Origin of the sequence: Thalassomonas sp. M1454 (genome assembly GCF_007097525.1) — a bacterium.
Taxonomy (GTDB): Bacteria; Pseudomonadota; Gammaproteobacteria; order Enterobacterales; family Alteromonadaceae; genus Thalassotalea_A.
Genome location: NZ_VKDD01000001.1, coordinates 379,354 through 400,416, shown reverse-complemented (window position 1 = coordinate 400,416; position 21,063 = coordinate 379,354). Strand labels below are relative to the sequence as shown.

The 21,063-nt window shown below is 38.5% G+C and carries 20 protein-coding genes; 19 read left to right on the top strand and 1 reads right to left on the bottom strand.

Annotation, left to right across the window (positions count from 1 at the left end):
• The first annotated feature begins 517 nt into the window (after nucleotides 1–517).
• The 19 genes from rpmH to FNN08_RS01645 all read left to right on the top strand — a co-directional run bounded on the left by rpmH (nucleotide 518) and on the right by FNN08_RS01645 (nucleotide 17,415).
• Complete coding sequence (rpmH, locus tag FNN08_RS01735) at nucleotides 518–652, top strand: 50S ribosomal protein L34 (protein ID WP_143582920.1); 135 nt, start codon at nucleotides 518–520, stop codon at nucleotides 650–652.
• A gap of 67 nt (nucleotides 653–719) precedes the next feature.
• Entirely contained in the window at nucleotides 720–1,043 is a 324-nt protein-coding gene (gene rnpA / locus FNN08_RS01730) for a ribonuclease P protein component (protein WP_260679256.1), read from the top strand.
• Nucleotides 1,010–1,261 carry a membrane protein insertion efficiency factor YidD gene (yidD, locus tag FNN08_RS01725; protein ID WP_143582918.1) on the top strand — a complete coding sequence of 84 codons (252 nt, stop codon included), beginning with the start codon at nucleotides 1,010–1,012 and terminating at the stop codon, nucleotides 1,259–1,261. The genes rnpA and yidD overlap by 34 nt, the downstream gene beginning before the upstream one ends.
• 6 nt (nucleotides 1,262–1,267) lie before the next feature.
• Nucleotides 1,268–2,923, top strand: coding sequence for a membrane protein insertase YidC (gene yidC / locus FNN08_RS01720; protein ID WP_143582917.1), 1,656 nt, complete (start codon nucleotides 1,268–1,270; stop codon nucleotides 2,921–2,923).
• Between the two features lie 437 nt (nucleotides 2,924–3,360).
• Nucleotides 3,361–4,746, top strand: coding sequence for a tRNA uridine-5-carboxymethylaminomethyl(34) synthesis GTPase MnmE (gene mnmE, locus FNN08_RS01715; RefSeq protein WP_143582916.1), 1,386 nt, complete (start codon nucleotides 3,361–3,363; stop codon nucleotides 4,744–4,746).
• A 272-nt stretch (nucleotides 4,747–5,018) separates the two neighbouring features.
• Nucleotides 5,019–5,462, top strand: a complete 444-nt coding sequence (mioC, locus tag FNN08_RS01710) for an FMN-binding protein MioC (protein WP_143582915.1) — start codon at nucleotides 5,019–5,021, stop codon at nucleotides 5,460–5,462.
• Nucleotides 5,463–5,867: 405 nt separating this feature from the next.
• Nucleotides 5,868–7,757: a tRNA uridine-5-carboxymethylaminomethyl(34) synthesis enzyme MnmG gene (gene mnmG, locus FNN08_RS01705; protein ID WP_143582914.1), complete on the top strand. Its 1,890-nt coding sequence runs from the start codon at nucleotides 5,868–5,870 to the stop codon at nucleotides 7,755–7,757.
• Nucleotides 7,758–7,796: 39 nt separating this feature from the next.
• Nucleotides 7,797–8,420, top strand: coding sequence for a 16S rRNA (guanine(527)-N(7))-methyltransferase RsmG (rsmG, locus tag FNN08_RS01700; protein WP_143582913.1), 624 nt, complete (start codon nucleotides 7,797–7,799; stop codon nucleotides 8,418–8,420).
• Between the two features lie 75 nt (nucleotides 8,421–8,495).
• Complete coding sequence (locus tag FNN08_RS01695; RefSeq protein WP_143582912.1) at nucleotides 8,496–9,284, top strand: ParA family protein; 789 nt, start codon at nucleotides 8,496–8,498, stop codon at nucleotides 9,282–9,284.
• Between the two features lie 20 nt (nucleotides 9,285–9,304).
• A complete protein-coding gene (locus FNN08_RS01690) occupies nucleotides 9,305–10,201 on the top strand; it encodes a ParB/RepB/Spo0J family partition protein (protein ID WP_143582911.1) in 897 nt (298 codons plus the stop codon).
• 224 nt (nucleotides 10,202–10,425) lie between these two features.
• On the top strand, nucleotides 10,426–10,752 hold the full coding sequence (locus FNN08_RS16620) for an ATP synthase subunit I (RefSeq protein WP_409574591.1): 327 nt from the start codon (nucleotides 10,426–10,428) through the stop codon (nucleotides 10,750–10,752).
• Nucleotides 10,753–10,780: 28 nt separating this feature from the next.
• Nucleotides 10,781–11,605 (top strand): F0F1 ATP synthase subunit A, encoded by an 825-nt coding sequence (gene atpB / locus FNN08_RS01680; protein WP_143582909.1) that lies wholly within the window; start codon nucleotides 10,781–10,783, stop codon nucleotides 11,603–11,605.
• Nucleotides 11,606–11,818: 213 nt separating this feature from the next.
• Nucleotides 11,819–12,034: a F0F1 ATP synthase subunit C gene (gene atpE / locus FNN08_RS01675; protein WP_143582908.1), complete on the top strand. Its 216-nt coding sequence runs from the start codon at nucleotides 11,819–11,821 to the stop codon at nucleotides 12,032–12,034.
• 46 nt (nucleotides 12,035–12,080) lie between these two features.
• Nucleotides 12,081–12,551 (top strand): F0F1 ATP synthase subunit B, encoded by a 471-nt coding sequence (gene atpF / locus FNN08_RS01670; RefSeq protein ID WP_143582907.1) that lies wholly within the window; start codon nucleotides 12,081–12,083, stop codon nucleotides 12,549–12,551.
• Nucleotides 12,552–12,563: 12 nt separating this feature from the next.
• Nucleotides 12,564–13,097, top strand: coding sequence for a F0F1 ATP synthase subunit delta (gene atpH / locus FNN08_RS01665; protein ID WP_143582906.1), 534 nt, complete (start codon nucleotides 12,564–12,566; stop codon nucleotides 13,095–13,097).
• 14 nt (nucleotides 13,098–13,111) lie between these two features.
• Nucleotides 13,112–14,653 (top strand): F0F1 ATP synthase subunit alpha, encoded by a 1,542-nt coding sequence (gene atpA / locus FNN08_RS01660; protein WP_143582905.1) that lies wholly within the window; start codon nucleotides 13,112–13,114, stop codon nucleotides 14,651–14,653.
• Nucleotides 14,654–14,677: 24 nt separating this feature from the next.
• Nucleotides 14,678–15,538, top strand: coding sequence for a F0F1 ATP synthase subunit gamma (gene atpG, locus FNN08_RS01655; protein ID WP_143582904.1), 861 nt, complete (start codon nucleotides 14,678–14,680; stop codon nucleotides 15,536–15,538).
• A gap of 35 nt (nucleotides 15,539–15,573) precedes the next feature.
• Entirely contained in the window at nucleotides 15,574–16,959 is a 1,386-nt protein-coding gene (gene atpD / locus FNN08_RS01650; RefSeq protein ID WP_143582903.1) for a F0F1 ATP synthase subunit beta, read from the top strand.
• 30 nt (nucleotides 16,960–16,989) lie between these two features.
• Nucleotides 16,990–17,415, top strand: a complete 426-nt coding sequence (locus FNN08_RS01645; protein ID WP_143582902.1) for a F0F1 ATP synthase subunit epsilon — start codon at nucleotides 16,990–16,992, stop codon at nucleotides 17,413–17,415.
• 100 nt (nucleotides 17,416–17,515) lie between these two features.
• Here FNN08_RS01645 and FNN08_RS01640 read toward each other — a convergent pair whose 3' ends face one another.
• Nucleotides 17,516–20,968: an acyl-[ACP]--phospholipid O-acyltransferase gene (locus FNN08_RS01640; protein ID WP_143582901.1), complete on the bottom strand. Its 3,453-nt coding sequence runs from the start codon at nucleotides 20,966–20,968 to the stop codon at nucleotides 17,516–17,518.
• Nucleotides 20,969–21,063: the final 95 nt, after the last annotated feature.

Here is a 21,063-nt window from a genome sequence, read left to right as displayed (position 1 = left end):
CTACAGATACTAATTAAGCGAATCTAACATGAAAATAGCAGATGATTTACAGGCTATTTATACTTGCTTAAGTAGATCTTATTTATAATGATTATTTTAGATTGGCACCATTATCTCCCTACTTATCCACAAGTGCAATAAGGCAAATTAATTTAATTAATTATTTTTCAATTCAACTGCATAAGTTGCTGTAAAATAGATATATTATGATTAATTTTTTTTATAAAAAATAGTTTTTATAAGCACTGTAAACTTGTATTTTTAATGATAACCATTAAAAAGTTATTAAACGCTAAGATCCTTGATTGTTATAAAACTGTGGATATAAGAAAAACAGATAAAAAACGCTATTTTTAGATCTAAAAAGATCTTTTTAAATAAATAAGGATCTTTTAAATGTTTTTTCATAATAAGCGTTGACTTTACCATCAATAAAACTTAGAATTCGGCCTCATTTTTTAGACAATGCTTGAAAACGTTTGTTTTCGTAAAGCAAACAAACAGACGGATTAGTGTAATGAAAAGAACATTTCAACCTAGCAACTTAAAACGTAAGCGTAACCACGGTTTCCGTGCACGTATGGCAACTAAAAACGGTCGTGCAGTTATTGCTCGTCGTCGTGCAAAAGGTCGTGCTAAGCTTACCGCTTAATTATTAACTTAAGTATTTAGGTTAATAAACCCTCATGGGTAACTACGAATTTAACCGGGAATCACGTTTGTTGACTCCCGGTCATTTCAAACAAGTCTTTGACAATCCTGTTCGTTATGGTTCTAGCCATTTCACCATTCTAGTAACATCAAATCCAGATTCAAAAAATCGATTAGGTATGGCTATTGCCAAAAAACGCGTAAAGCTTGCAGTGCAACGAAATCGTGTAAAACGCCTCACTCGTGAAAGTTTTCGCAAAAATCAGCATAAACTACCTGCCGTTGACCTTGTTGTTATGGTAAAGTCAGGAATTGATAAGCTTGATAATGCGGTAATCGATCAACAATTGGAAAAAATATGGCGCAAAATAATTCAACGGCACAAAAGTTAATTATTGCTCCTATTATTGCCTACAAGCGCTGGATAAGCCCTTTATTAGGTAACAATTGTCGCTTTGACCCAACCTGCTCGACCTATGCTATTGAAGCTATTAATCGCTTTGGCGTAATAAAAGGTTGTTGGTTAGCTATCAAACGTATATTAAAATGTCATCCCTTGCATGCAGGTGGTGAAGACCACGTACCAAAAAACACAAATAAAGAGAATTAACAGATTATGGAATCACAACGCGGTTTGCTATTTGTAGCATTGTTAGTTGTAAGTTATTTACTTTTCAACCAATGGCAACTGGATAATGCTCCAGTACAACCTCAAACAGAACAAGTTACTTCAAATAATGTTCCTACAAGTTCAGCAGTAAATGATGAATTTGTTCCTGCAGGAAGTGATGCAAAAAGTTCGGTTAACCAATCGGCAACTGCTGGTGGCATCATAACCATTACTTCAGATGTATTAGAGCTTAAAATTGATAAGCAAGGTGGAGATATTGTTTCAGCTAAATTACTAGCCTATGAAACAGAGCAAGGTAGTGGTATTGCTATGCCTATCATCACCAAGGAAGGTTTCACTTTTGTTGCCCAAAGCGGTCTAATTGGCAATCAAGGTCCTGATGCTAGCGCAGCTGGTCGCCCTATTTATTCTTCTACAGCACAAGATTACACTTTAGCTGAGGGTGATGAAAAACTAGTTGTTGAGCTAAGCTATGTAAATAACGATGTAACATACGTTAAAAGCTTTACCCTAGAACAAGGTAAGTACAACTTAACAGTTGCTTACAATGTAATTAATAACAGTGCTAGTGACGCGAACGTGCAGTTATATGCACAATTAAAGCAATCAATTAATATTGATGACGACTCTTCAATGATGATGCCTACTTACCGTGGTGCTGCTTATTCAACTACTGAAACTCGTTATGAAAAATATGACTTTGATGATATCGAAGATGCCAACTTAACCGAGACTACTAAAGCTGGTTGGGTTGCAATGTTACAACATTACTTTGTAACGGCATGGGTACCTAATAAAGATAACACTAATCAAATTTACACAACTTATTTAGCTAATAATGGTGAAGCTGTAATTGGTTTTAAAGCACCTCTTATCTCTGTTGCTCCTGGTACGCAGCAAACAACATCTGCAGAGTTTTATGTTGGTCCTAAAGATCAAGACAAACTTGAACAAATTGCTGATGGCCTCGACTTAACTGTAGATTACGGTTTCTTATGGATGATTTCACAACCGTTATTTGCCTTATTAATATTTATCCAAGGTATTGTTGTTAACTGGGGTGTTGCCATTATCTGTATCACTATTGTAGTGAAAACATTAATGTACCCATTAACTAAGACGCAATATACCTCAATGGCTAAAATGCGTAAGATCCAGCCAAAGATTGCAGCATTAAAAGATCGTCATGGCAGTGACCGTCAAAAAATGTCACAAGCGATGATGGAACTATACAAGAAAGAAAAAGTGAACCCTGCTGGTGGTTGTTTACCACTATTACTACAAATGCCTATTTTCCTAGCTTTATACTGGGTATTTATGGAAAGTGTAGAGTTGCGTCACGCAGAATTTGGTTTATGGATCACAGATTTATCATCAAAAGACCCATACTTCGTGCTACCTATTCTTATGGGTGCATCTATGTTCTTGATGCAAAAATTACAACCGGCAATGTCACAAGATCCAATGCAACAAAAAATGATGCAATGGATGCCAGTATTCTTTACGTTCTTCTTCTTATGGTTCCCATCAGGCTTAGTTCTTTACTGGTTCATTTCAAACGTAATTACTATTATCCAAATGCTAATTATATTTAGAGGCATTGATAAGAAAGAAGAAAAAGAGAAACTTGCTAAGAGTTAATAATCTCAATACTTCTGATAAAAGCGACCTTATGGTCGCTTTTTTTTGCGACCAGGGATGGTCGTAATCCGATACCGCCAGGAGCGAAGTATCGGTAGCACACACGATGTAGTGTAAATTTAGTTAAGCACTGTTCGCTGAATGAGGTCCCGTCCAAAAGCACGACGGGATGACGTGGTGTAAGTTAATAATTTTATAGTGAAAATCAGATAAAATACGCCGTCATCCTTGAGGAGCACTAGCGACATCAGGGACCTCCCAGCTTGACAGCGTGCTTATAACAAACAGGTTTATAGCTTATATTTCATATAACTAAGATATTTATCACTTCAAAAAACAATTAAACTATTAACTTTGCCCTCATTTCTAGTCTCTCCATTCTTTTATGTTTATAATACAAACAATTATCAAATTAAAACCTAGTAGCGAATTATCCAATGCCAAACTCAAGTACCTTAAGCCAAAACACTGAAACCATAGCAGCACAGGCAACTGCGCCAGGTCGAGGTGGTGTTGGCATTATCCGAGTATCGGGGCCATTAGCTACTATGGTTGCCGAAAAGGTACTTGGTAAAGTACCAGAAATAAGAAAGGCAGAATATTTACCTTTCTATGATCAAAATCAACAGGTTATTGATCAAGGTATAGCACTTTATTTTAAAGGCCCAAATTCATTTACCGGTGAAGATGTTATTGAACTACAAGGCCACGGCGGTCCCGTAATTTTAGATATGTTGCTTAATCATATTCTAGCAATCGCAGGCGTACGTATGGCTCGACCTGGTGAATTCTCTGAGCAAGCCTTTTTAAATGATAAACTTGATTTAACCCAGGCAGAAGCAATCGCAGATTTAATTAACTCAAGCTCGGAACAAGCAGCAAGAGCTGCCCTACACTCATTGCAGGGTGACTTTTCTAAGTTAGTTCACCAACTCGTTGAAGATGTAATTCATCTACGAATGTACGTTGAAGCCGCCATCGACTTTCCTGAAGAAGAGATTGATTTTCTTGCCGACACTAAAATAAATACAGATCTACAAGCAATTATCGACAGTGTTTATCAAGTATTAAAGCAAGCTCAACAAGGTGCAATTATCCGTGAAGGTATGCGTGTAGTTATCGCTGGACGCCCTAATGCTGGTAAATCTAGCCTGCTTAATGCATTAAGTGGTAAAGACTCTGCCATAGTTACCGACATTGAAGGGACAACACGTGATGTACTTACAGAGCAAATACATATAGATGGCATGCCACTGCATATTATTGATACTGCAGGCTTAAGGGAAAGCCCTGATAAAGTAGAACAAATAGGTATTGAACGAGCTTGGAAAGAAATAGAACAAGCAGATCGCGTTTTACTTATGATTGATTCAGAAAAAGAAGATCACAGTAACCCAAAAGCATTTTGGCCTGAATTTTTTGATCGCTTACCTAAAGATATGGGCGTAACCATAGTTAAAAACAAAGCTGATGTGAGTGGGATTACTACTGGTAAATCACTTGAGCATGGCACAGATACTATAGCGCTATCTGCTAAAACAGGTGATGGCGTACAGCAGCTAAAAGATCATTTAAAGCAATGTATGGGCTACCAAGGTTCAATGGAAGGTAGTTTTATGGCCAGACGTCGTCATTTAACCGCACTTGAGCAAGCACACCAGCATCTAATCACCGGATTAGATCAATTAGAATCTTTTGTTGCAGGTGAAATATTAGCTGAAGAACTCAGAATTTGTCAGCAACACCTTAATGAAATTACCGGTGATTTTACCTCTGATGACCTACTTGGCCAGATCTTTTCATCGTTTTGTATTGGTAAATGATATTTAACCATAGCTAAAAACATATTTTAATTAATGCACTGTACAAGTCAGGAGGTCCCTGATGTCGCTAGTGCTCCTCAGGGATGACGGAGTATTTTTTCTCAGAATGTTCAGCTTAAATTGTTAATTTACACCGCGTCATCCCGCAGTGCTTTTGTGCGGGACCCCCTCGCTTGACAGCGTGCATATTTTTATAAAACCACTCTAATTCCCCCATATTTCAGCTATAATATCCTCCCATAAACACTCAAATAATAAGCAAGAGAACCCAAATGTCATCGTTTCAAATCATCGTCGGCAGCATGTTAGGTGGCACAGAATATGTTGCAGAAGCTGTTGAAGAAGTCTTAAAAGAGCAAAATCACAGTACAAAAATTCATTTTCAGCCAAATTTTTTTGAAATTGAACAAAAAGATCAGACTTGGGTTTTGTGTACCTCAACCCATGGAGCTGGTGATTTTCCTGAAAACATAGAAAACTTTATCCACGATCTAAAATCTACGGATCAAGACCTTAGCGATCTAAAATTTTTAGTGATCGCTGTTGGTGATAGTAGTTACGATACTTTTTGTTATGCCGGAAAGTCTTTAGAAAACACAATGTTATCTAAGTCAGCTAATAAATTAATCGATATTTTCATGATCGATATGGTCGCTGATGATGATCCAGAAGAGAGTGCTAAGATCTGGATTACTAAAAATTTAGATCAGTTATAACGAGTTATGCACATTTTACGATCTAAAATAACTGTATTGTGCATAAATCTGTGTAAAACATATTGATTTAACGTTGTTATTCAGTGTACTAAATAAAAACAAGATCGTGTTGTGGATAAAAGGCCTATTTAAACAGAGGTTATTTGCCACTTGATCCACGTTTGATCACAGTTTAGGATCTAACTTAAACTACTGTAATATATAATAAATATAGAGTTAACCACAGAAAAACGGATCGTTAATAGTAATAGTAATAAGATCTATATAAAGATCTTTATATATTATTAATGATCCATGGCTAAGATCTTTTTAACATTTTGATCGTTTCACTTAGCTAAAAATAACGGTAGAATACTCTTCTTAAAGTTTTATTCGTTTTCATTAATTTTTTAGAGGTGCAAAAGCATGTGGTATCAAGAATCCTTTGACGTTATCGTAGTCGGAGGCGGACACGCAGGTACAGAAGCAGCTCTTGCATCAGCTCGCATGGGCAGTAAAACATTATTGCTTACTCATAACATTGATACTCTTGGTGCAATGTCATGTAACCCTGCAATTGGTGGTATTGGTAAAGGCCATTTAGTGAAAGAGATTGATGCCCTTGGTGGCTTGATGGCTGAAGCTATTGATCATGCTGGGATCCAATTTCGTACTCTAAACTCTTCTAAAGGCCCTGCCGTTCGCGCAACACGTGCGCAAGCCGATAGATTACTTTATAAAAACTATGTTCGTAATTTCCTAGAAAACCAAGAAAACTTAACTATTTTCCAACAGCCATGTGATGATTTGATCCTTGAACAGGATCGAGTGGTTGGTGTATCAACGCAAATGGGCCTTAAATTTAAAGGTAAAACAGTTGTCTTAACTGTAGGTACTTTCCTTGCAGGCCAGATCCACATTGGTTTAAATAATTATCAAGGTGGTCGTGCGGGTGATCCAGCATCGGTAAACTTAGCTGAGCGTTTACGTGATATGCCATTTAGGATCGAGCGTTTAAAAACCGGTACTCCACCAAGATTAGATGCAAGATCATTAGATTTTTCGGTGATGCAAGAGCAACCTGGTGACACCCCTTTGCCAACATTCTCGTTTATGGGCAAAAAAGAGCATCACCCGCAGCAAATTCCTTGTTACATCACACATACTAACACCAATACTCACGATATTATTCGTGGCGGACTTGACCGTTCTCCTATGTATACTGGTGTTATTGAAGGTGTAGGTCCTCGTTACTGCCCTTCAATTGAAGACAAAATAATGCGCTTTAGCGATAAAGACTCGCATCAAATTTTTGTTGAGCCTGAAGGTTTAACTACTCATGAAATTTATCCAAATGGTATTTCTACAAGTTTACCGTTTGATGTACAAATGGATCTGGTTAGATCGATCAAAGGTTTTGAAAATGCTCATATAACCCGCCCTGGTTACGCAATTGAATACGATTACTTTGATCCTCGTGATTTAAAACAAACTCTAGAAACTAAATTTGTTGAAAACTTATTCTTTGCTGGCCAAATTAATGGAACTACCGGTTACGAAGAAGCTGGAGCTCAAGGTTTAATTGCTGGTTTAAATGCCGGTTTACGTAGCCAAGGTAAAGACGGTTTTACCCCAGGCCGTGAAGAAGCTTACATGGGCGTACTTATAGACGATCTTTCAACTTTAGGTACAAAAGAACCATACCGCATGTTCACATCTCGTGCTGAATACCGTTTGTTATTGCGCGAAGATAACGCTGATATTCGTTTAACAGAAAAAGGCCGTGAATTAGGCATTGTAGGTGATGCTCGTTGGGCTCGTTTCTGTGAAAAAATGGAAAATATCGAATTAGAACGTCAGCGCTTACGCTCCACTTGGGTTCATAAGGAACATGTTGGTGTTGAGCAATTAAACACCATGCTTAAAAATCCATTAAGCAAAGAGTCTAATGTAGAAGAATTATTACGTAGACCTGAAACTCGTTACGAAGATTTAATGTCAATAACTGACTTAGGTCCGGCAATCGCTGATACGCAAGCAGCTGAACAACTTGAGATCCAAACTAAATACGCGGGTTATATTGATCGTCAAATGGACGAGATCAATAAGAAAAAGCGTCATGAAAATACGTTAATTCCTGTCGATTTTGATTTTAGTAAAATATCTGGTTTATCAAATGAAGTGGTAGCGAAACTTTCAGACGCTCGTCCTGAAACGTTAGGTAAAGCATCAAGAATATCAGGGATAACTCCCGCAGCAGTGTCTTTGTTGCTAGTTTATTTAAAAAAACATGGTTTATTACGTAAATCAGCTTAAACGCTAAACCAACGACCCACTAGGTAATTAATAGAATTTATGGATTTACTTAAAGAACTTCATGTCCTGATAAAAAAATCGGGCCTAACCTTAAGCGACGAACAAGTTGAAAAATTGGTTGCCTATGTGCAACTTCTTGATAAATGGAATAAAGCGTACAATTTAACTTCTGTTCGTAATCCACGTGACATGCTAGTTAAACATATTTTAGATTCTTTAATGAATGGCCCACACCTTAAAGGTGAGAACTTCATTGACGTTGGCACAGGACCTGGACTACCTGGTATTCCATTAGCTATTTTATATCCTGAGAAAAACTTTGTTTTACTTGATAGCTTAGGCAAGCGAATTACATTTTTACGGCAAGTTGTTTTTCAGCTAAAATTAGAAAACGTAACGCCTGTATTATCGCGTGTTGAACAATATCAACCTGAAGTACCTTTTGATGGTGTGTTAAGTAGAGCTTTCGCTTCGCTTGAAGATATGATTAACTGGTGTAAGCATTTGATTGATAATGACGGCCGTTTTTATGCTCTAAAAGGTTTGTATCCTGAAGATGAGTTGAACGCATTACCTGCTGGCATTGAGCTAACAAACAGTGAAGTGATCAATGTACCAGAGCTTGAAGGTCAGCGTCATTTAATTGAATTAAAAAAAGTATAAAAAACTTTAAAAACAAATAATAATAAACAGGTGAAGTTTATACCTGTTTTTAATTTAAAATTTTGTGGGGACATTGTGGGAAAAACAATTGCAATTGCTAACCAAAAAGGTGGCGTTGGAAAAACGACTACATCGGTTAATTTAGCTGCTTCTTTAGCTGCCACAAAACGTAAAGTATTACTTATCGACCTTGATCCACAAGGTAACGCTACTATGGGTAGCGGTATAGATAAATACGAAGTTCACGCCACAAGTTACGAATTACTTATTGAAGAACAACCTCTTACAGACGTTATTTGTAAGGAAACAACAGGGCTTTATGATTTAATTGCAGCCAATACAGACGTTACCGCTGCTGAAATTAAATTAATGGAAGTCTATGCTCGCGAATTGCGCTTAAGAAATGCTCTTGAGCCATACAAAGACGAGTACGATTTCATTATCATCGACTGCCCTCCTTCTTTAAACATGCTAACTGTTAATGCCATGGCTGCTGCCGATTCGGTATTAGTGCCAATGCAATGTGAATATTACGCTCTTGAAGGTTTAACTGCGTTGATGGATACCATCTCTAAATTATCTTCTGTAGTGAATAAAGATTTACACATCGAAGGCATATTACGCACTATGTACGATCCTAGAAACCGATTGGCCAATGACGTATCTGAACAATTAAAGCGCCATTTTGGTGATAAAGTTTACCGTACTGTGATTCCACGTAACGTTCGTTTAGCGGAAGCACCAAGTTTTGGCGCTCCGGCAATGTATTATGATAAATCTGCCACTGGCGCTAAAGCGTATTTAGCTCTGGCTGGAGAAGTATTAAAAAAACAGCAACAAATACAACAAGAAGAAATAGCTTAAATAATTAATCAAGGATTTCCATGAGCACGTCGAAACGTCGCGGCTTAGGTAGAGGCTTAGATGCCCTATTAACCTCAGCACCAAGAAAAAACCAAGAAAAGGCCGTCGAAACTACAACCGAAGCCGTTACCGAAGTTGTTGAAAAAAGTGAATTACAAAATTTACCTATAGAGCAATTACAGCCAGGTAAATATCAACCTCGTAAAGACATGTCCCCTGATGCCCTTGAAGATTTATCAAATTCAATTCGTTCTCAAGGCATTATTCAACCTATCGTAGTCCGCCCTATTGGTGAAAAAAAATATGAGATAATCGCTGGTGAGCGCAGATGGCGTGCATCACAACTTGCCGAAATAGACATGGTGCCATGTTTAGTCAAAGACGTTCCTGATGAATCAGCGGTTGCTATCGCCCTGATTGAAAATATTCAGCGTGAAGATTTAAATGCTATGGAAGAAGCGGTTGCATTAGACCGTTTACTTAATGAATTTGAATTAACCCACCAAGAAGTTGCTACTGCTGTAGGTAAATCTCGAACTACGGTAACCAACCTACTGCGTTTAAATAGCTTAAACGACGATGTTAAAACATTTTTAGAAAATGGTGACATTGAAATGGGTCATGCTCGTGCTTTGCTAAGTTTACAAGGTGACTTACAAACTACTACTGCAAGAACTGTTGCAGCAAAAGAATTAACTGTTCGTGAAACTGAAAAGTTAGTTAAAAAAGTACAAGAACCTATTGTTGAAAAACAAGAAAAAGCAATCGATCCAGATATTATTAAGTTATCTGATGATTTAGCGACTCGAATTGGTTCACCTGTGCAAATTAAGCACAATAAAAAAGGCAAAGGAACTATGGTTATTTCTTATGCTTCTCTTGATGAGCTTGACGGTATTTTGTCCAAGATCAAATAAAGTTAAATAGATAATAATTAGAACAAAAATCGACACCTTTAGTGACGAAAGTATTAGTCTTTAAAGTTGCAAAAATACTGTAAATCAGTATACTTGCGCTTGCTTTTAGCTAGAAAAATAATAATTGCTAAAAAAATATTAAATTTTATAGTGTTTCTTAGGAGTTACCGGTGGTAAATATTCTTACAAAACCCGGTAAAAAATACGCAAATCTGCAACTTATAATGCAACTTGTTGTTACCCTTCTAAGCTTTGTAACCGTTTATTTTTGTTGGGGTTTTACTGCTTCACAATCAGCTTTAGCTGGTGGCGCTGTAAGTATAATACCGAACATCATATTTGCTCAGAAAGCATTTAAATTTGCTGGAGCTAGCGCCGCAAAACAAGTCGTCGACTCGTTTAACAAGGGCGTAAAAATAAAAATGATACTTACGGCAATCTTATTTGTATTGTGTTTTAAATTTTTGGTTTTAACGCCGATAGTATTTTTTACAACATATTCCTTAACAATGGTAGCGCCTTGGCTAACTGCCGTTGTTAATAAATTTTAACTTTAATCAACAATAATTAGGATAGAAGATGGCTGCAGATACAGGCTCTTATATCAAACACCATTTGACCAATGCGCAAATGTGTTCAACTGATGCTGGTATTGCTTTTAACAAAGCATGTGAAAACGCCGGTTTCATGACGTTGAACATTGATACGTTACTTTGGTCAATTGTACTTGGTTTGATCTTTCTCTTAACATTCCGTTCAGTTGCAAAAAAAGCAACTTCCGGTGTCCCAGGTAAATTGCAATGTGCAGTTGAATTAATCGTAGGTTTCGTTGACAGCTCTGTTAAAGAAACATTCCACGGTAAAAACAAACTAATCGCACCTTTATCATTAACTATCTTTGTGTGGGTATTGTTAATGAACGCAATGGATTGGGTTCCTGTTGACTTAATACCTACAATTGCTGGCTTTATTGGTGGCTTTATGGGTGTTGATCCACATGATGTTTACATCAAATCTGTTCCTACTACTGATTTAAATATGACATTTGCACTTTCATTAGGTGTGTTTTTCCTTGTTATATACTACTCAATCAAAGTAAAAGGTTTTGGTGGATTCGTTAAAGAACTAACACTACAACCATTTGGTCACTGGGCATTTATTCCAGTGAACTTCATCTTAGAAACAGTAACTTTATTAGCGCGTCCATTATCATTGGCACTACGTTTATTTGGTAACTTGTATGCTGGTGAGTTGATCTTTATTTTGATTGCGACAATTGGTTTATTCCAATTACCAGTACACTTTTTATGGGCTGCGTTCCATTTATTAGTAATTCCTCTTCAAGCGTTTATCTTCATGATGTTAACCATCGTGTATTTAAGCTTAGCGCACGAAGATCACTAAGTAGCATTACTGCTATTTAGGAAACGTATTCGATCCCTTCGGGGGCGACGGCAGGAAGCCTGAAATACGAGCAAAAGGACTGAGCTAACGGCTCTTAAGGTTTAAGAGTCAACCCGAAGGGTTAATTGAGCAAGGATGCTTAGAAAACAAATTTAATTTTATTAAATACTTTAATTTTTAACTTAACTAACTAAATAATAACTGGAGATACACATGTTATATATTGCTGTTGCTTTACTAATCGGTTTAGGTGCTTTAGGTACTGCGATTGGTTTCGGTCTACTTGGTGGCAAATTCCTAGAATCAGCTGCTCGTCAACCTGAATTAGCACCTCAACTTCAAGTAAAAATGTTCATCGTAGCGGGTCTTATCGATGCTATCGCGATGATCGGTGTAGGTATTGGTCTATACATGTTATTCGCTCTTTAATAAGACATTTTTTATTAAACTTGAATAACTTTAAGGAGGTACACAAATGAATATTAACGTAACCCTAGTTGGTGAATTAATCGCATTTGTCGTATTTGTAATGTTCTGCATGAAGTTCGTATGGCCGCCAATTATGGCTGCTATCGAAGACCGTCAAAAAACTATTGCTGACGGACTTGCTGCTTCTGAACGTGCTGCTAAAGATCTAGAGCTTGCTCAAGACAATGCTAAAGCACAATTAAAAGAAGCAAAAGCTCAAGCTGCTGACATCGTTGATGCCGCGAAAAAACGCGAAACTCAAATGATTGAAGAAGCTGCTGCTAAAGCGCAAGTTGAGCGTGAGAAAATCATCGCTTCAGGACACGCAGAAATTGAATCAGAGCGTCACCGCGCACGTGAAGAATTACGCACTCAAGTTGCTGTTCTTGCCGTTGCTGGTGCAGAGAAAATTCTCGATCGCTCTATTGATGCCGCTGCACATAGCGACATCTTAGATAAACTAGTCGCTGAACTTTAAGGGGAATGAGCTATGTCTGAATTGACAACCGTTGCTCGTCCTTATGCTAAAGCAGCGTTCGATTATGCCGTTGAAGCTAACGCGATAGACACTTGGTTAGAAATGCTAGTGTTTGCCGCTGAAGTAAGCCAAAACGAAACCATTGCTAACTACCTTTCAGGTGGCATGGGTACTGAACAAGTGCAAACTTTGTTCTTAAACGTTTGTGGCGAACAGCTAAATGAGCAAGGTCAAAACTTTATTAAAGTGATGGCTGAAAACGAACGCTTATTGGTGCTACCACAGGTAGTTTCACAGTTTGTTGAATTAAAAGCAGACCTTGAAAAAGAAATATCTGTTGATGTTACTTCTGCTAAAAAACTGAAAGTAGCTGAAGTAAAAACATTGAGCGCCGCGCTTGAAAAGCGTCTGGCACGTAAAGTTAAGCTAAATTGTACAGTAGATGCTACCATCGTTTCTGGTCTTGTTATCAAGGCAGGCGACATGGTAATTGATGGCTCAGTTCGTGGTAAACTGAACCGTTTAGCAGCTACACTACAATCCTAATTGGGGAACAGAGCATGCAACTGAATTCCACTGAAATCGCTGAATTGATCAAAAATCGTATCGATCAATTTGACGTTGTTAGTGAAGCTCGTAACGAAGGTACTATCGTTTCTGTAACTGATGGTATCATTCGCATCCACGGCCTTGCTGACGCAATGCAAGGTGAGATGATCGAACTTCCTGGCAATCGTTTCGCTATCGCGTTAAACCTTGACCGTGACTCGGTAGGTGCGGTAGTTATGGGTCCTTACGCGGACCTACACGAAGGCTTAAAAGTTAAAAGTACTGGTCGTATTTTAGAAGTACCAGTAGGACGTGGCCTTTTAGGTCGTGTTGTTAACACTCTTGGTGAGCCAATCGACGGTAAAGGACCAATCGAAAACGATGGTTACGCACCAGTTGAGCGCATCGCACCAGGTGTTATCGATCGTAAGTCTGTTGATGAGCCAGTTCAAACTGGTATCAAATCAATTGACTCAATGATTCCAATCGGTCGTGGTCAGCGTGAGCTAATCATCGGTGACCGTCAAATTGGTAAATCTGCGATCGCACTTGACGCAATTATTAACCAAAAGAATACTGGTATTAAGAGTATTTACGTAGCAATTGGCCAAAAAGCGTCAACTGTTGCTAACGTTGTACGTTCTCTTGAAGAGCACGGCGCGTTATCAAATACTATCGTTGTAGTTGCATCAGCTTCTGAAGCTGCAGCATTACAATACTTAGCACCATACTCTGGTTGTACTATGGGTGAATACTTCCGTGACCGCGGTGAAGATGCACTAATCGTATATGATGATTTATCTAAGCAAGCTGTTGCTTACCGTCAAATCTCATTACTTTTACGTCGTCCGCCAGGCCGTGAAGCATACCCAGGTGATGTTTTCTATCTTCACTCTCGTTTATTAGAACGTGCTTCTCGTGTAAACGCAGAATACGTTGAAAAGTTCACCAACGGTGAAGTGAAAGGTAAGACTGGTTCTTTAACTGCTCTTCCTATCATTGAAACGCAAGCCGGTGACGTATCAGCATTCGTTCCAACTAACGTAATCTCTATCACTGATGGTCAGATTTTCTTAGAGTCAAACCTATTCAACTCAGGTATCCGTCCAGCTGTTAACGCTGGTATCTCGGTATCTCGTGTTGGTGGTGCTGCACAAACTAAGATCATCAAGAAACTTGGTGGTGGTATCCGTTTAGCATTAGCTCAATATGCAGAATTAGCGGCTTTCGCTCAATTCGCATCTGATTTAGATGACGCTACTCGTGCACAATTAGAGCACGGTCAACGCGTTACTGAATTGATGAAGCAGAAGCAGTACAGCCCTATGTCTGTAGCTGAAACTGGTGTTTCATTATTTGCAGCTGAGAAAGGTTTCTTAAATGATGTAGAACTAAACAAAATCGTTGATTTTGAAGCATCTCTACTGACTTATGCAAACAATGAGCATGCTGAGCTTATGGCTACCATCAACGAAACTGGTAACTACGATAAAGATATCGAAGCGGGTTTAACTAAATTGCTTGAATCATTCAAAGCAACGCAAACCTGGTAATTAATAGTTTCGGAGTGAATAGTCATGGCCGGTGGTAAAGAAATAAAAACTAAGATCGGAAGTGTAAAAAATACACAGAAGATCACAAGCGCAATGGAAATGGTTGCTGCTTCAAAGATGCGCAGAGCGCAAGATTTGATGGCATCATCACGCCCATACGCTGAAAACATTAGAAACGTGATCGGTCACATTGCACGCGGCCAACTTGAATATCGCCATCCTTATTTGGAAGAGCGTGAAGTTAAGCGTGTAGGCTATATCGTTATTTCTACCGACCGTGGTCTTTGTGGCGGCTTAAATATTAACTTGTTCAAATCTGTATTAAAAGATTCAGCCAAATGGCAAGAACAAGGCGTTGATGTTGACTTAGCTGTAGTAGGTTCTAAAGCCTCTGCATTCTTTGGCGGCGTTGGCGCAAATATTGTTGCGCAAAAATCAGGTTTAGGCGACACACCTTCTGTTACCGATTTAATCGGTTCAGTTAAAGTGATGTTAGACGCCTATGACAACGGTGAAATCGATAAGTTATACGTTGTTTGCAACAAGTTTGTAAACACTATGACGCAAAAGCCAACAATCGATCAATTGTTACCTTTGCCTAAGTCAGATGATGACGCTATTACCCATCGTTGGGACTACATTTACGAACCAGATGCGCAAGCATTGCTTGACCAATTACTGGTTCGTTACGTGGAGTCTCAAGTATATCAAGGCGTGGTTGAAAACCTAGCCAGTGAACAAGCTGCCCGTATGGTAGCGATGAAAGCCGCTACAGATAATGCTGGTGACTTAATCGATGATTTACAGTTGATATACAACAAAGCTCGTCAAGCAAGTATTACTCAAGAATTGGGTGAGATTGTTGCTGGTGCAGCTGCGGTATAGGCAAAGAGTTTAATTAATAGTTTAGAGGAATAAACATGAGTGCAGGTAAAGTCGTCCAAATCATTGGCGCAGTTGTGGACGTTGAGTTTCCACAAGATGCCGTACCTCAGGTATATGATGCATTAAAAATAACTGAAGGTGACCTTGCTGGTTTAGTACTAGAAGTACAACAGCAACTAGGTGGTGGCGTTGTACGTGCCATTGCTATGGGTACATCTGACGGTTTGCGTCGTGGTCTGAATGTAGAAAATACAGGTTCAGCAATTCAAGTACCAGTGGGTGTAAAAACTCTTGGTCGTATTATGAATGTTTTAGGTGAACCAATTGATGAAGCTGGTGAAATCGGAGCTGACGAAAGTTGGATCATTCACCGTGAAGCGCCTTCTTATGAAGAGCAATCAGCTTCAAACGAATTACTAGAAACTGGTATCAAAGTAATCGACTTAGTTTGTCCATTCGCAAAGGGTGGTAAAGTAGGTTTATTCGGTGGTGCTGGTGTTGGTAAAACCGTTAACATGATGGAATTAATCCGTAACATCGCAATCGAGCACAGTGGTTACTCTGTATTCGCTGGTGTTGGTGAGCGTACTCGTGAGGGTAACGATTTCTACCATGAAATGAGCGAATCTAACGTACTTGATAAAGTAGCGTTAGTTTATGGTCAAATGAACGAGCCTCCTGGAAACCGTTTACGTGTTGCCATGACAGGTTTAACAATGGCTGAGAAGTTCCGTGACGAAGGTCGTGATGTACTATTTTTCGTAGATAACATCTATCGTTACACTCTTGCTGGTACTGAGGTATCTGCACTTCTAGGTCGTATGCCATCTGCCGTAGGTTACCAACCAACTCTTGCAGAAGAGATGGGTGTACTACAAGAGCGTATTACGTCAACGAAGAATGGTTCAATTACATCAATCCAAGCGGTATACGTACCTGCGGATGATTTAACGGATCCATCTCCAGCGACTACCTTTGCTCACTTAGATGCAACAGTTGTACTTTCTCGTGACATCGCATCGCAAGGTATCTACCCTGCAATCGATCCACTAGATTCTACTTCACGTCAACTTGACCCATTAGTAGTTGGTGCAGAGCACTACGAAACTGCTCGTGGCGTACAGTCGACACTTCAACGTTATAAAGAACTTAAAGATATCATCGCTATCTTAGGTATGGACGAGCTTTCTGAAGAAGATAAGCAAACTGTAGCCCGTGCCCGTAAGATTGAGCGTTTCTTATCTCAACCGTTCTTCGTTGCTGAAGTATTCACTGGTTCACCTGGTAAGTACGTATCTCTTAAAGATACAATTTCAGGCTTCAAAGGCATCTTAGCGGGTGACTACGATGAGCTTCCAGAACAAGCGTTCTACATGGTTGGTTCAATCGACGAAGCGGCTGAGAAAGCTAGCAAAATGTAATTTTGCCTAGTTTAGGCACAGGAGATTAATATGTCAGCTATGACGGTTCATTTGGATGTAGTAAGTGCAGAAGAGAGTTTATTCTCTGGCCGCATCGAATCATTACAAATTTCAGGTACGGAAGGTGAGCTAGGTATTATGCCTGGTCACGCACCTTTATTAACGGCCTTAAAACCGGGTATGGCGCGTATTGTTAAACAACATGGCCAGGAAGAAATTATTTATCTTTCTGGTGGCATGTTGGAAGTTCAACCTAACAGCGTAACAGTATTAGCCGATGTGGCTGTACGTAGTGACGACTTAGATGAACAATCTGCTCTAAACGCTAAGCAACGTGCTGAAGAACACATCAACAACGCAGTTGGCGATGTAGACTATGCAGAAGTTGCTGCAGAACTAGCCAGAGCGGTAGCGCAATTACGTGTTATCCAAGAAGCAAGCAAACACAAGAGATAATTACTTGGTTTAACCATGTATAATCTCAGTAAAAAGGCACCTTAGGGTGCCTTTTTTATTGCCTAAATCAAGGGGGTCAGATCAACTTGATTGCTCTTGGCTAAGCAAAGCTTAACGCTAATTTCTTAGCGCCAGCAAAGTCAGACTTACCACTGCCTAGTTTAGGCACTTGCTCTACTTTATATACAGCTGTAGGGATCATTAGAGGATTGGTGCTATTGTCGAGTAAAGTCTGTCTTAATTCATCGACTGTGATATCTGTAGTAGTCAAAATAACGATTTTCTCACCTTTCTTAGAGTCGGGTAGATTAACAGCCATAAACTCGCCCATATCGTCGCTTATTACGTTATTTACTTCTTGTTCAACAGCTTGCAAACTGATCATCTCACCACCAATTTTGGCAAATCGCGAGTAGCGATCGACAATTGTTAAAAAGCCGTCACTATCAAGTGAGCCTTTATCTCCGGTTTTATACCAACGACGATTATCAAGCGTAACAATAACCTCTTTGGTTTTTGCTTCGTCATTTAAGTAACCGAGCATCAGTTGGCTACCTGATATTAAGATCAACCCTTGCTCGCCAGTAGGTAAGGTTTGCATAGTTAGCGGGTCAACAATTCTAAACGAACAACCTGGTAAAGGCATACCTACAGTGCCAACTTTACTGCCCGACTGAACTTTTAAATCATTTGGATCTAACTGATCTGGAATATTTACACTTGCCACTGGTGTTGTTTCAGTTGCGCCATAGCCTTCGTAAATGGTTTTATTGAATTTATCTTTAAAGCTTTGACGAGTATCTTCAGGTAGCTTTTCAGCACCAGCAACAACCAGTCTTAAGTTTTCTAGCATCAATGGATTAATCTTGCGATTAAGCGTGTATAACCTTAAAAAAGTAGCAGTAGCACACAGTAAGGTTGCCTTGTTTTTAGCTATTGCTTTGGCAATATTGAGTGCATCGGTAGGATCTGGATGACAAATTACCGGGATGCCTTCTATCAAGGGTAAAAAGGTAGTAACTGTTAAGCCAAAAGAATGGAATGGTGGCAATGACCCCATAACTACTTCTTTGTCATCTGTGCGTAAAACATCACTTATTTGCTTAACATTGGCCAAGAAATTTTTATGGCTAAGTACAATGCCCTTTGGTGTACCTTCACTACCACTAGAAAACAAAATACATGCTGGTGAGTTTATATCAACCACTTTACCAAATACCTTGTAGAAGCTATTCGATGGCAGTATAAAACTAGCAATAATGGCGCAAATATAACGCGCTTTTGATAATTGCTGCTTAAGATCTTCCATAAAAACAATATTAGTATTAGCAAGCATGGTATCGCAATCAATGCCTTTAGCATTTAACTTATCAATAAATTTTTTAGAAGTTAAAACGGTAGATATTTCAGCGTTTTTAATACCTGAACACACCGCATCAACACTGGTACTATAATTTAAATTAACCGCAGTTTGACCATTAAGTAATACAGCACCATTAGCCATAACTGCCGCACTACTTGCTGGCAACATGAGTCCAATATTTTGACTGTTATCTAACTGCTTTATTTTAGCGGCCAATGTTGCTGTGGCAGCTAATAATTGTAAGTTTGAAAAACGGCTACCACTAGTATCTTTTACTGCCAGTTTAAATAAACTATGTTTAGCCGATTTAATCCAAGCTAAAGGTAGTGGATCGGCATAGCTAGTTTGGTGTTCCCAAGCATTAAAGGCTAATTCAAATACCTTTTGTTTTAGATCGCTAGCAGGCGTTTGCATTGATAATTGTTTACCAAAACTAATTGATACATCACGGCGGAAACCTTGCTGAGTATTTTCTCTAAGTTTACTGCTATTCGCACGAGATAAACGACTGCCCCACAAGCCGTGTAAGTAAAATGGCACAATAACACCATCAACATCGTCAACTACACGCTCAAAGCCAGTTCTAAACACACCAAGTGCGCCAGTACGGCTAATTGCACCTTCAGGAAATAAACAAACAACTTCGCCATCTTTTAGTGCCTGATTTACTAATGCCAATGACTCTTTACTATTACCTTCACTAATTGGAATAGCACCAAAAAACTTAACGATAGGCTTAAGGTACCAACGATTATAAATACTGCGTAGCATGACAAATCGGACTTTGCGTGGACAAGCCATTTGCACTACTAATCCGTCAATCCAACTAATATGATTACCGAGTAATAAAAGCCCACCATTAGCCGGTAAATTATCAAAACCTAATATTTGTAATTTGTATCTATGCTGAATAATAAATGTGGTGATCATTCGCATCAATGAGTGTGGTAACTGATAAACAGTAAATATTGCACCAGCTAAAGCTATGGCCATTAAAACATAAAAAATACCGACACTACTTACGCCATAGGATACTAGTGCGATTGTGATAATCAAAAAGCTTAGCATGGCAACATTTTGCACCCAGTTATTTCCTGCTAGCACGGTTCCTAACTCATCTTCTTTAGCTGTATATTGGATTAAAGAATTAAGCGGTACAATAAACAAACCTCCACTTATACCTAAACCAAGAAAAGTTAGCGCCATAGAAAAGCTTGAGTTTAGAGAAGCGATATTGCCAAGTAAAAGAGCAAAACTTATCGCAGAAACTGGAATTAAACCTAGTTCGATATGGTGCTTAGATATCCGAGCTGCAAACAATGAGCCCAATACAATACCAATACCTGTACTAGCCATAATGCCTTGGATAATTAAGGTATTATTTTCAGATAAAACTTCTTTAGCAAAAGCAGGAAATGTTGCCAGCATTACTTGTGATACAGACCAAAACATAGATAAACCAACAATTGATAACCATATGGTTCTATTGCTCACAATCATTTTTAAGTTTTTAGTTAGATACTGACCTTGAAGATAAGTTTTAGATGAAAAAGTCATACCATGATCAACGCCCTTAGTGTCTTTTATTTGACAAGAAAACCACCACTCAATAACTGAAAGAGCAACCATAACCCAACCAAGAGCTACAACGCCTTGCAAAATGATACTACTATTAGTTAAATCAACGCCGGCAAGTAATAATTCAAAAAATGCTGAAAACACAAAGGTGCCTGATAAAATAGAAACAATAGTAACAGCCTGCACTAAAGCATTACCTTGGGCTAAATTATCCACACCAATTAACTCTTTTAAATAGCCATATTTAGCTGGCGAATAAAGTGCTGATTGAATACCCATTAATAGCGTTAAACAAAATGCGCCGATAAACCAACCTTGGTAATAGCACAAGGTGATTAATAAAGTAGCGACAATGGCAACTAAAGCACTGTTGCGCATTACTGTAGGTTTAGGGTATTTGTCGGCAATAAAACCAGCAGGAGAAAATAATAAAATAAACGGTAAAAGTATTAAGGCATTTAATACTGCCGTTAATACTATTTGTATATCGCCATCATAAATTTTAAATACGGTATTTTGCACAATAATTTTGTGGCCTAAATCAACAAAGGCATTAATAAATACCATGGCGATATAAGCAAAAAATCCCTTAAAAGCGAATAACTGTTTCATAATTTCCCTTAATCTTTATTTATTGGTTGTTAACACGTATTTAGTGTGACTATTTATTGTATATTCTTCTACCAATAATTTAGTTGTTGCAATAT

What these genes read in the sequence shown, in the direction of transcription:
- atpF (WP_143582907.1), top strand. Translation starts at nt 12,081, where the DNA reads ATGAATATTAACGTAACCCTAGTTGGTGAATTAATCGCATTTGTCGTA.
- atpE (WP_143582908.1), top strand. Translation starts at nt 11,819, where the DNA reads ATGTTATATATTGCTGTTGCTTTACTAATCGGTTTAGGTGCTTTAGGT.
- FNN08_RS01690 (WP_143582911.1), top strand. Translation starts at nt 9,305, where the DNA reads ATGAGCACGTCGAAACGTCGCGGCTTAGGTAGAGGCTTAGATGCCCTA.
- FNN08_RS01645 (WP_143582902.1), top strand. Translation starts at nt 16,990, where the DNA reads ATGTCAGCTATGACGGTTCATTTGGATGTAGTAAGTGCAGAAGAGAGT.
- mnmE (WP_143582916.1), top strand. Translation starts at nt 3,361, where the DNA reads ATGCCAAACTCAAGTACCTTAAGCCAAAACACTGAAACCATAGCAGCA.
- FNN08_RS16620 (WP_409574591.1), top strand. Translation starts at nt 10,426, where the DNA reads ATGCAACTTGTTGTTACCCTTCTAAGCTTTGTAACCGTTTATTTTTGT.
- mnmG (WP_143582914.1), top strand. Translation starts at nt 5,868, where the DNA reads ATGTGGTATCAAGAATCCTTTGACGTTATCGTAGTCGGAGGCGGACAC.
- yidC (WP_143582917.1), top strand. Translation starts at nt 1,268, where the DNA reads ATGGAATCACAACGCGGTTTGCTATTTGTAGCATTGTTAGTTGTAAGT.
- yidD (WP_143582918.1), top strand. Translation starts at nt 1,010, where the DNA reads ATGGCGCAAAATAATTCAACGGCACAAAAGTTAATTATTGCTCCTATT.
- atpG (WP_143582904.1), top strand. Translation starts at nt 14,678, where the DNA reads ATGGCCGGTGGTAAAGAAATAAAAACTAAGATCGGAAGTGTAAAAAAT.
- FNN08_RS01640 (WP_143582901.1), bottom strand. Translation starts at nt 20,968, where the DNA reads ATGAAACAGTTATTCGCTTTTAAGGGATTTTTTGCTTATATCGCCATG.
- atpD (WP_143582903.1), top strand. Translation starts at nt 15,574, where the DNA reads ATGAGTGCAGGTAAAGTCGTCCAAATCATTGGCGCAGTTGTGGACGTT.
- rsmG (WP_143582913.1), top strand. Translation starts at nt 7,797, where the DNA reads ATGGATTTACTTAAAGAACTTCATGTCCTGATAAAAAAATCGGGCCTA.
- mioC (WP_143582915.1), top strand. Translation starts at nt 5,019, where the DNA reads ATGTCATCGTTTCAAATCATCGTCGGCAGCATGTTAGGTGGCACAGAA.
- atpB (WP_143582909.1), top strand. Translation starts at nt 10,781, where the DNA reads ATGGCTGCAGATACAGGCTCTTATATCAAACACCATTTGACCAATGCG.
- atpA (WP_143582905.1), top strand. Translation starts at nt 13,112, where the DNA reads ATGCAACTGAATTCCACTGAAATCGCTGAATTGATCAAAAATCGTATC.
- rpmH (WP_143582920.1), top strand. Translation starts at nt 518, where the DNA reads ATGAAAAGAACATTTCAACCTAGCAACTTAAAACGTAAGCGTAACCAC.
- atpH (WP_143582906.1), top strand. Translation starts at nt 12,564, where the DNA reads ATGTCTGAATTGACAACCGTTGCTCGTCCTTATGCTAAAGCAGCGTTC.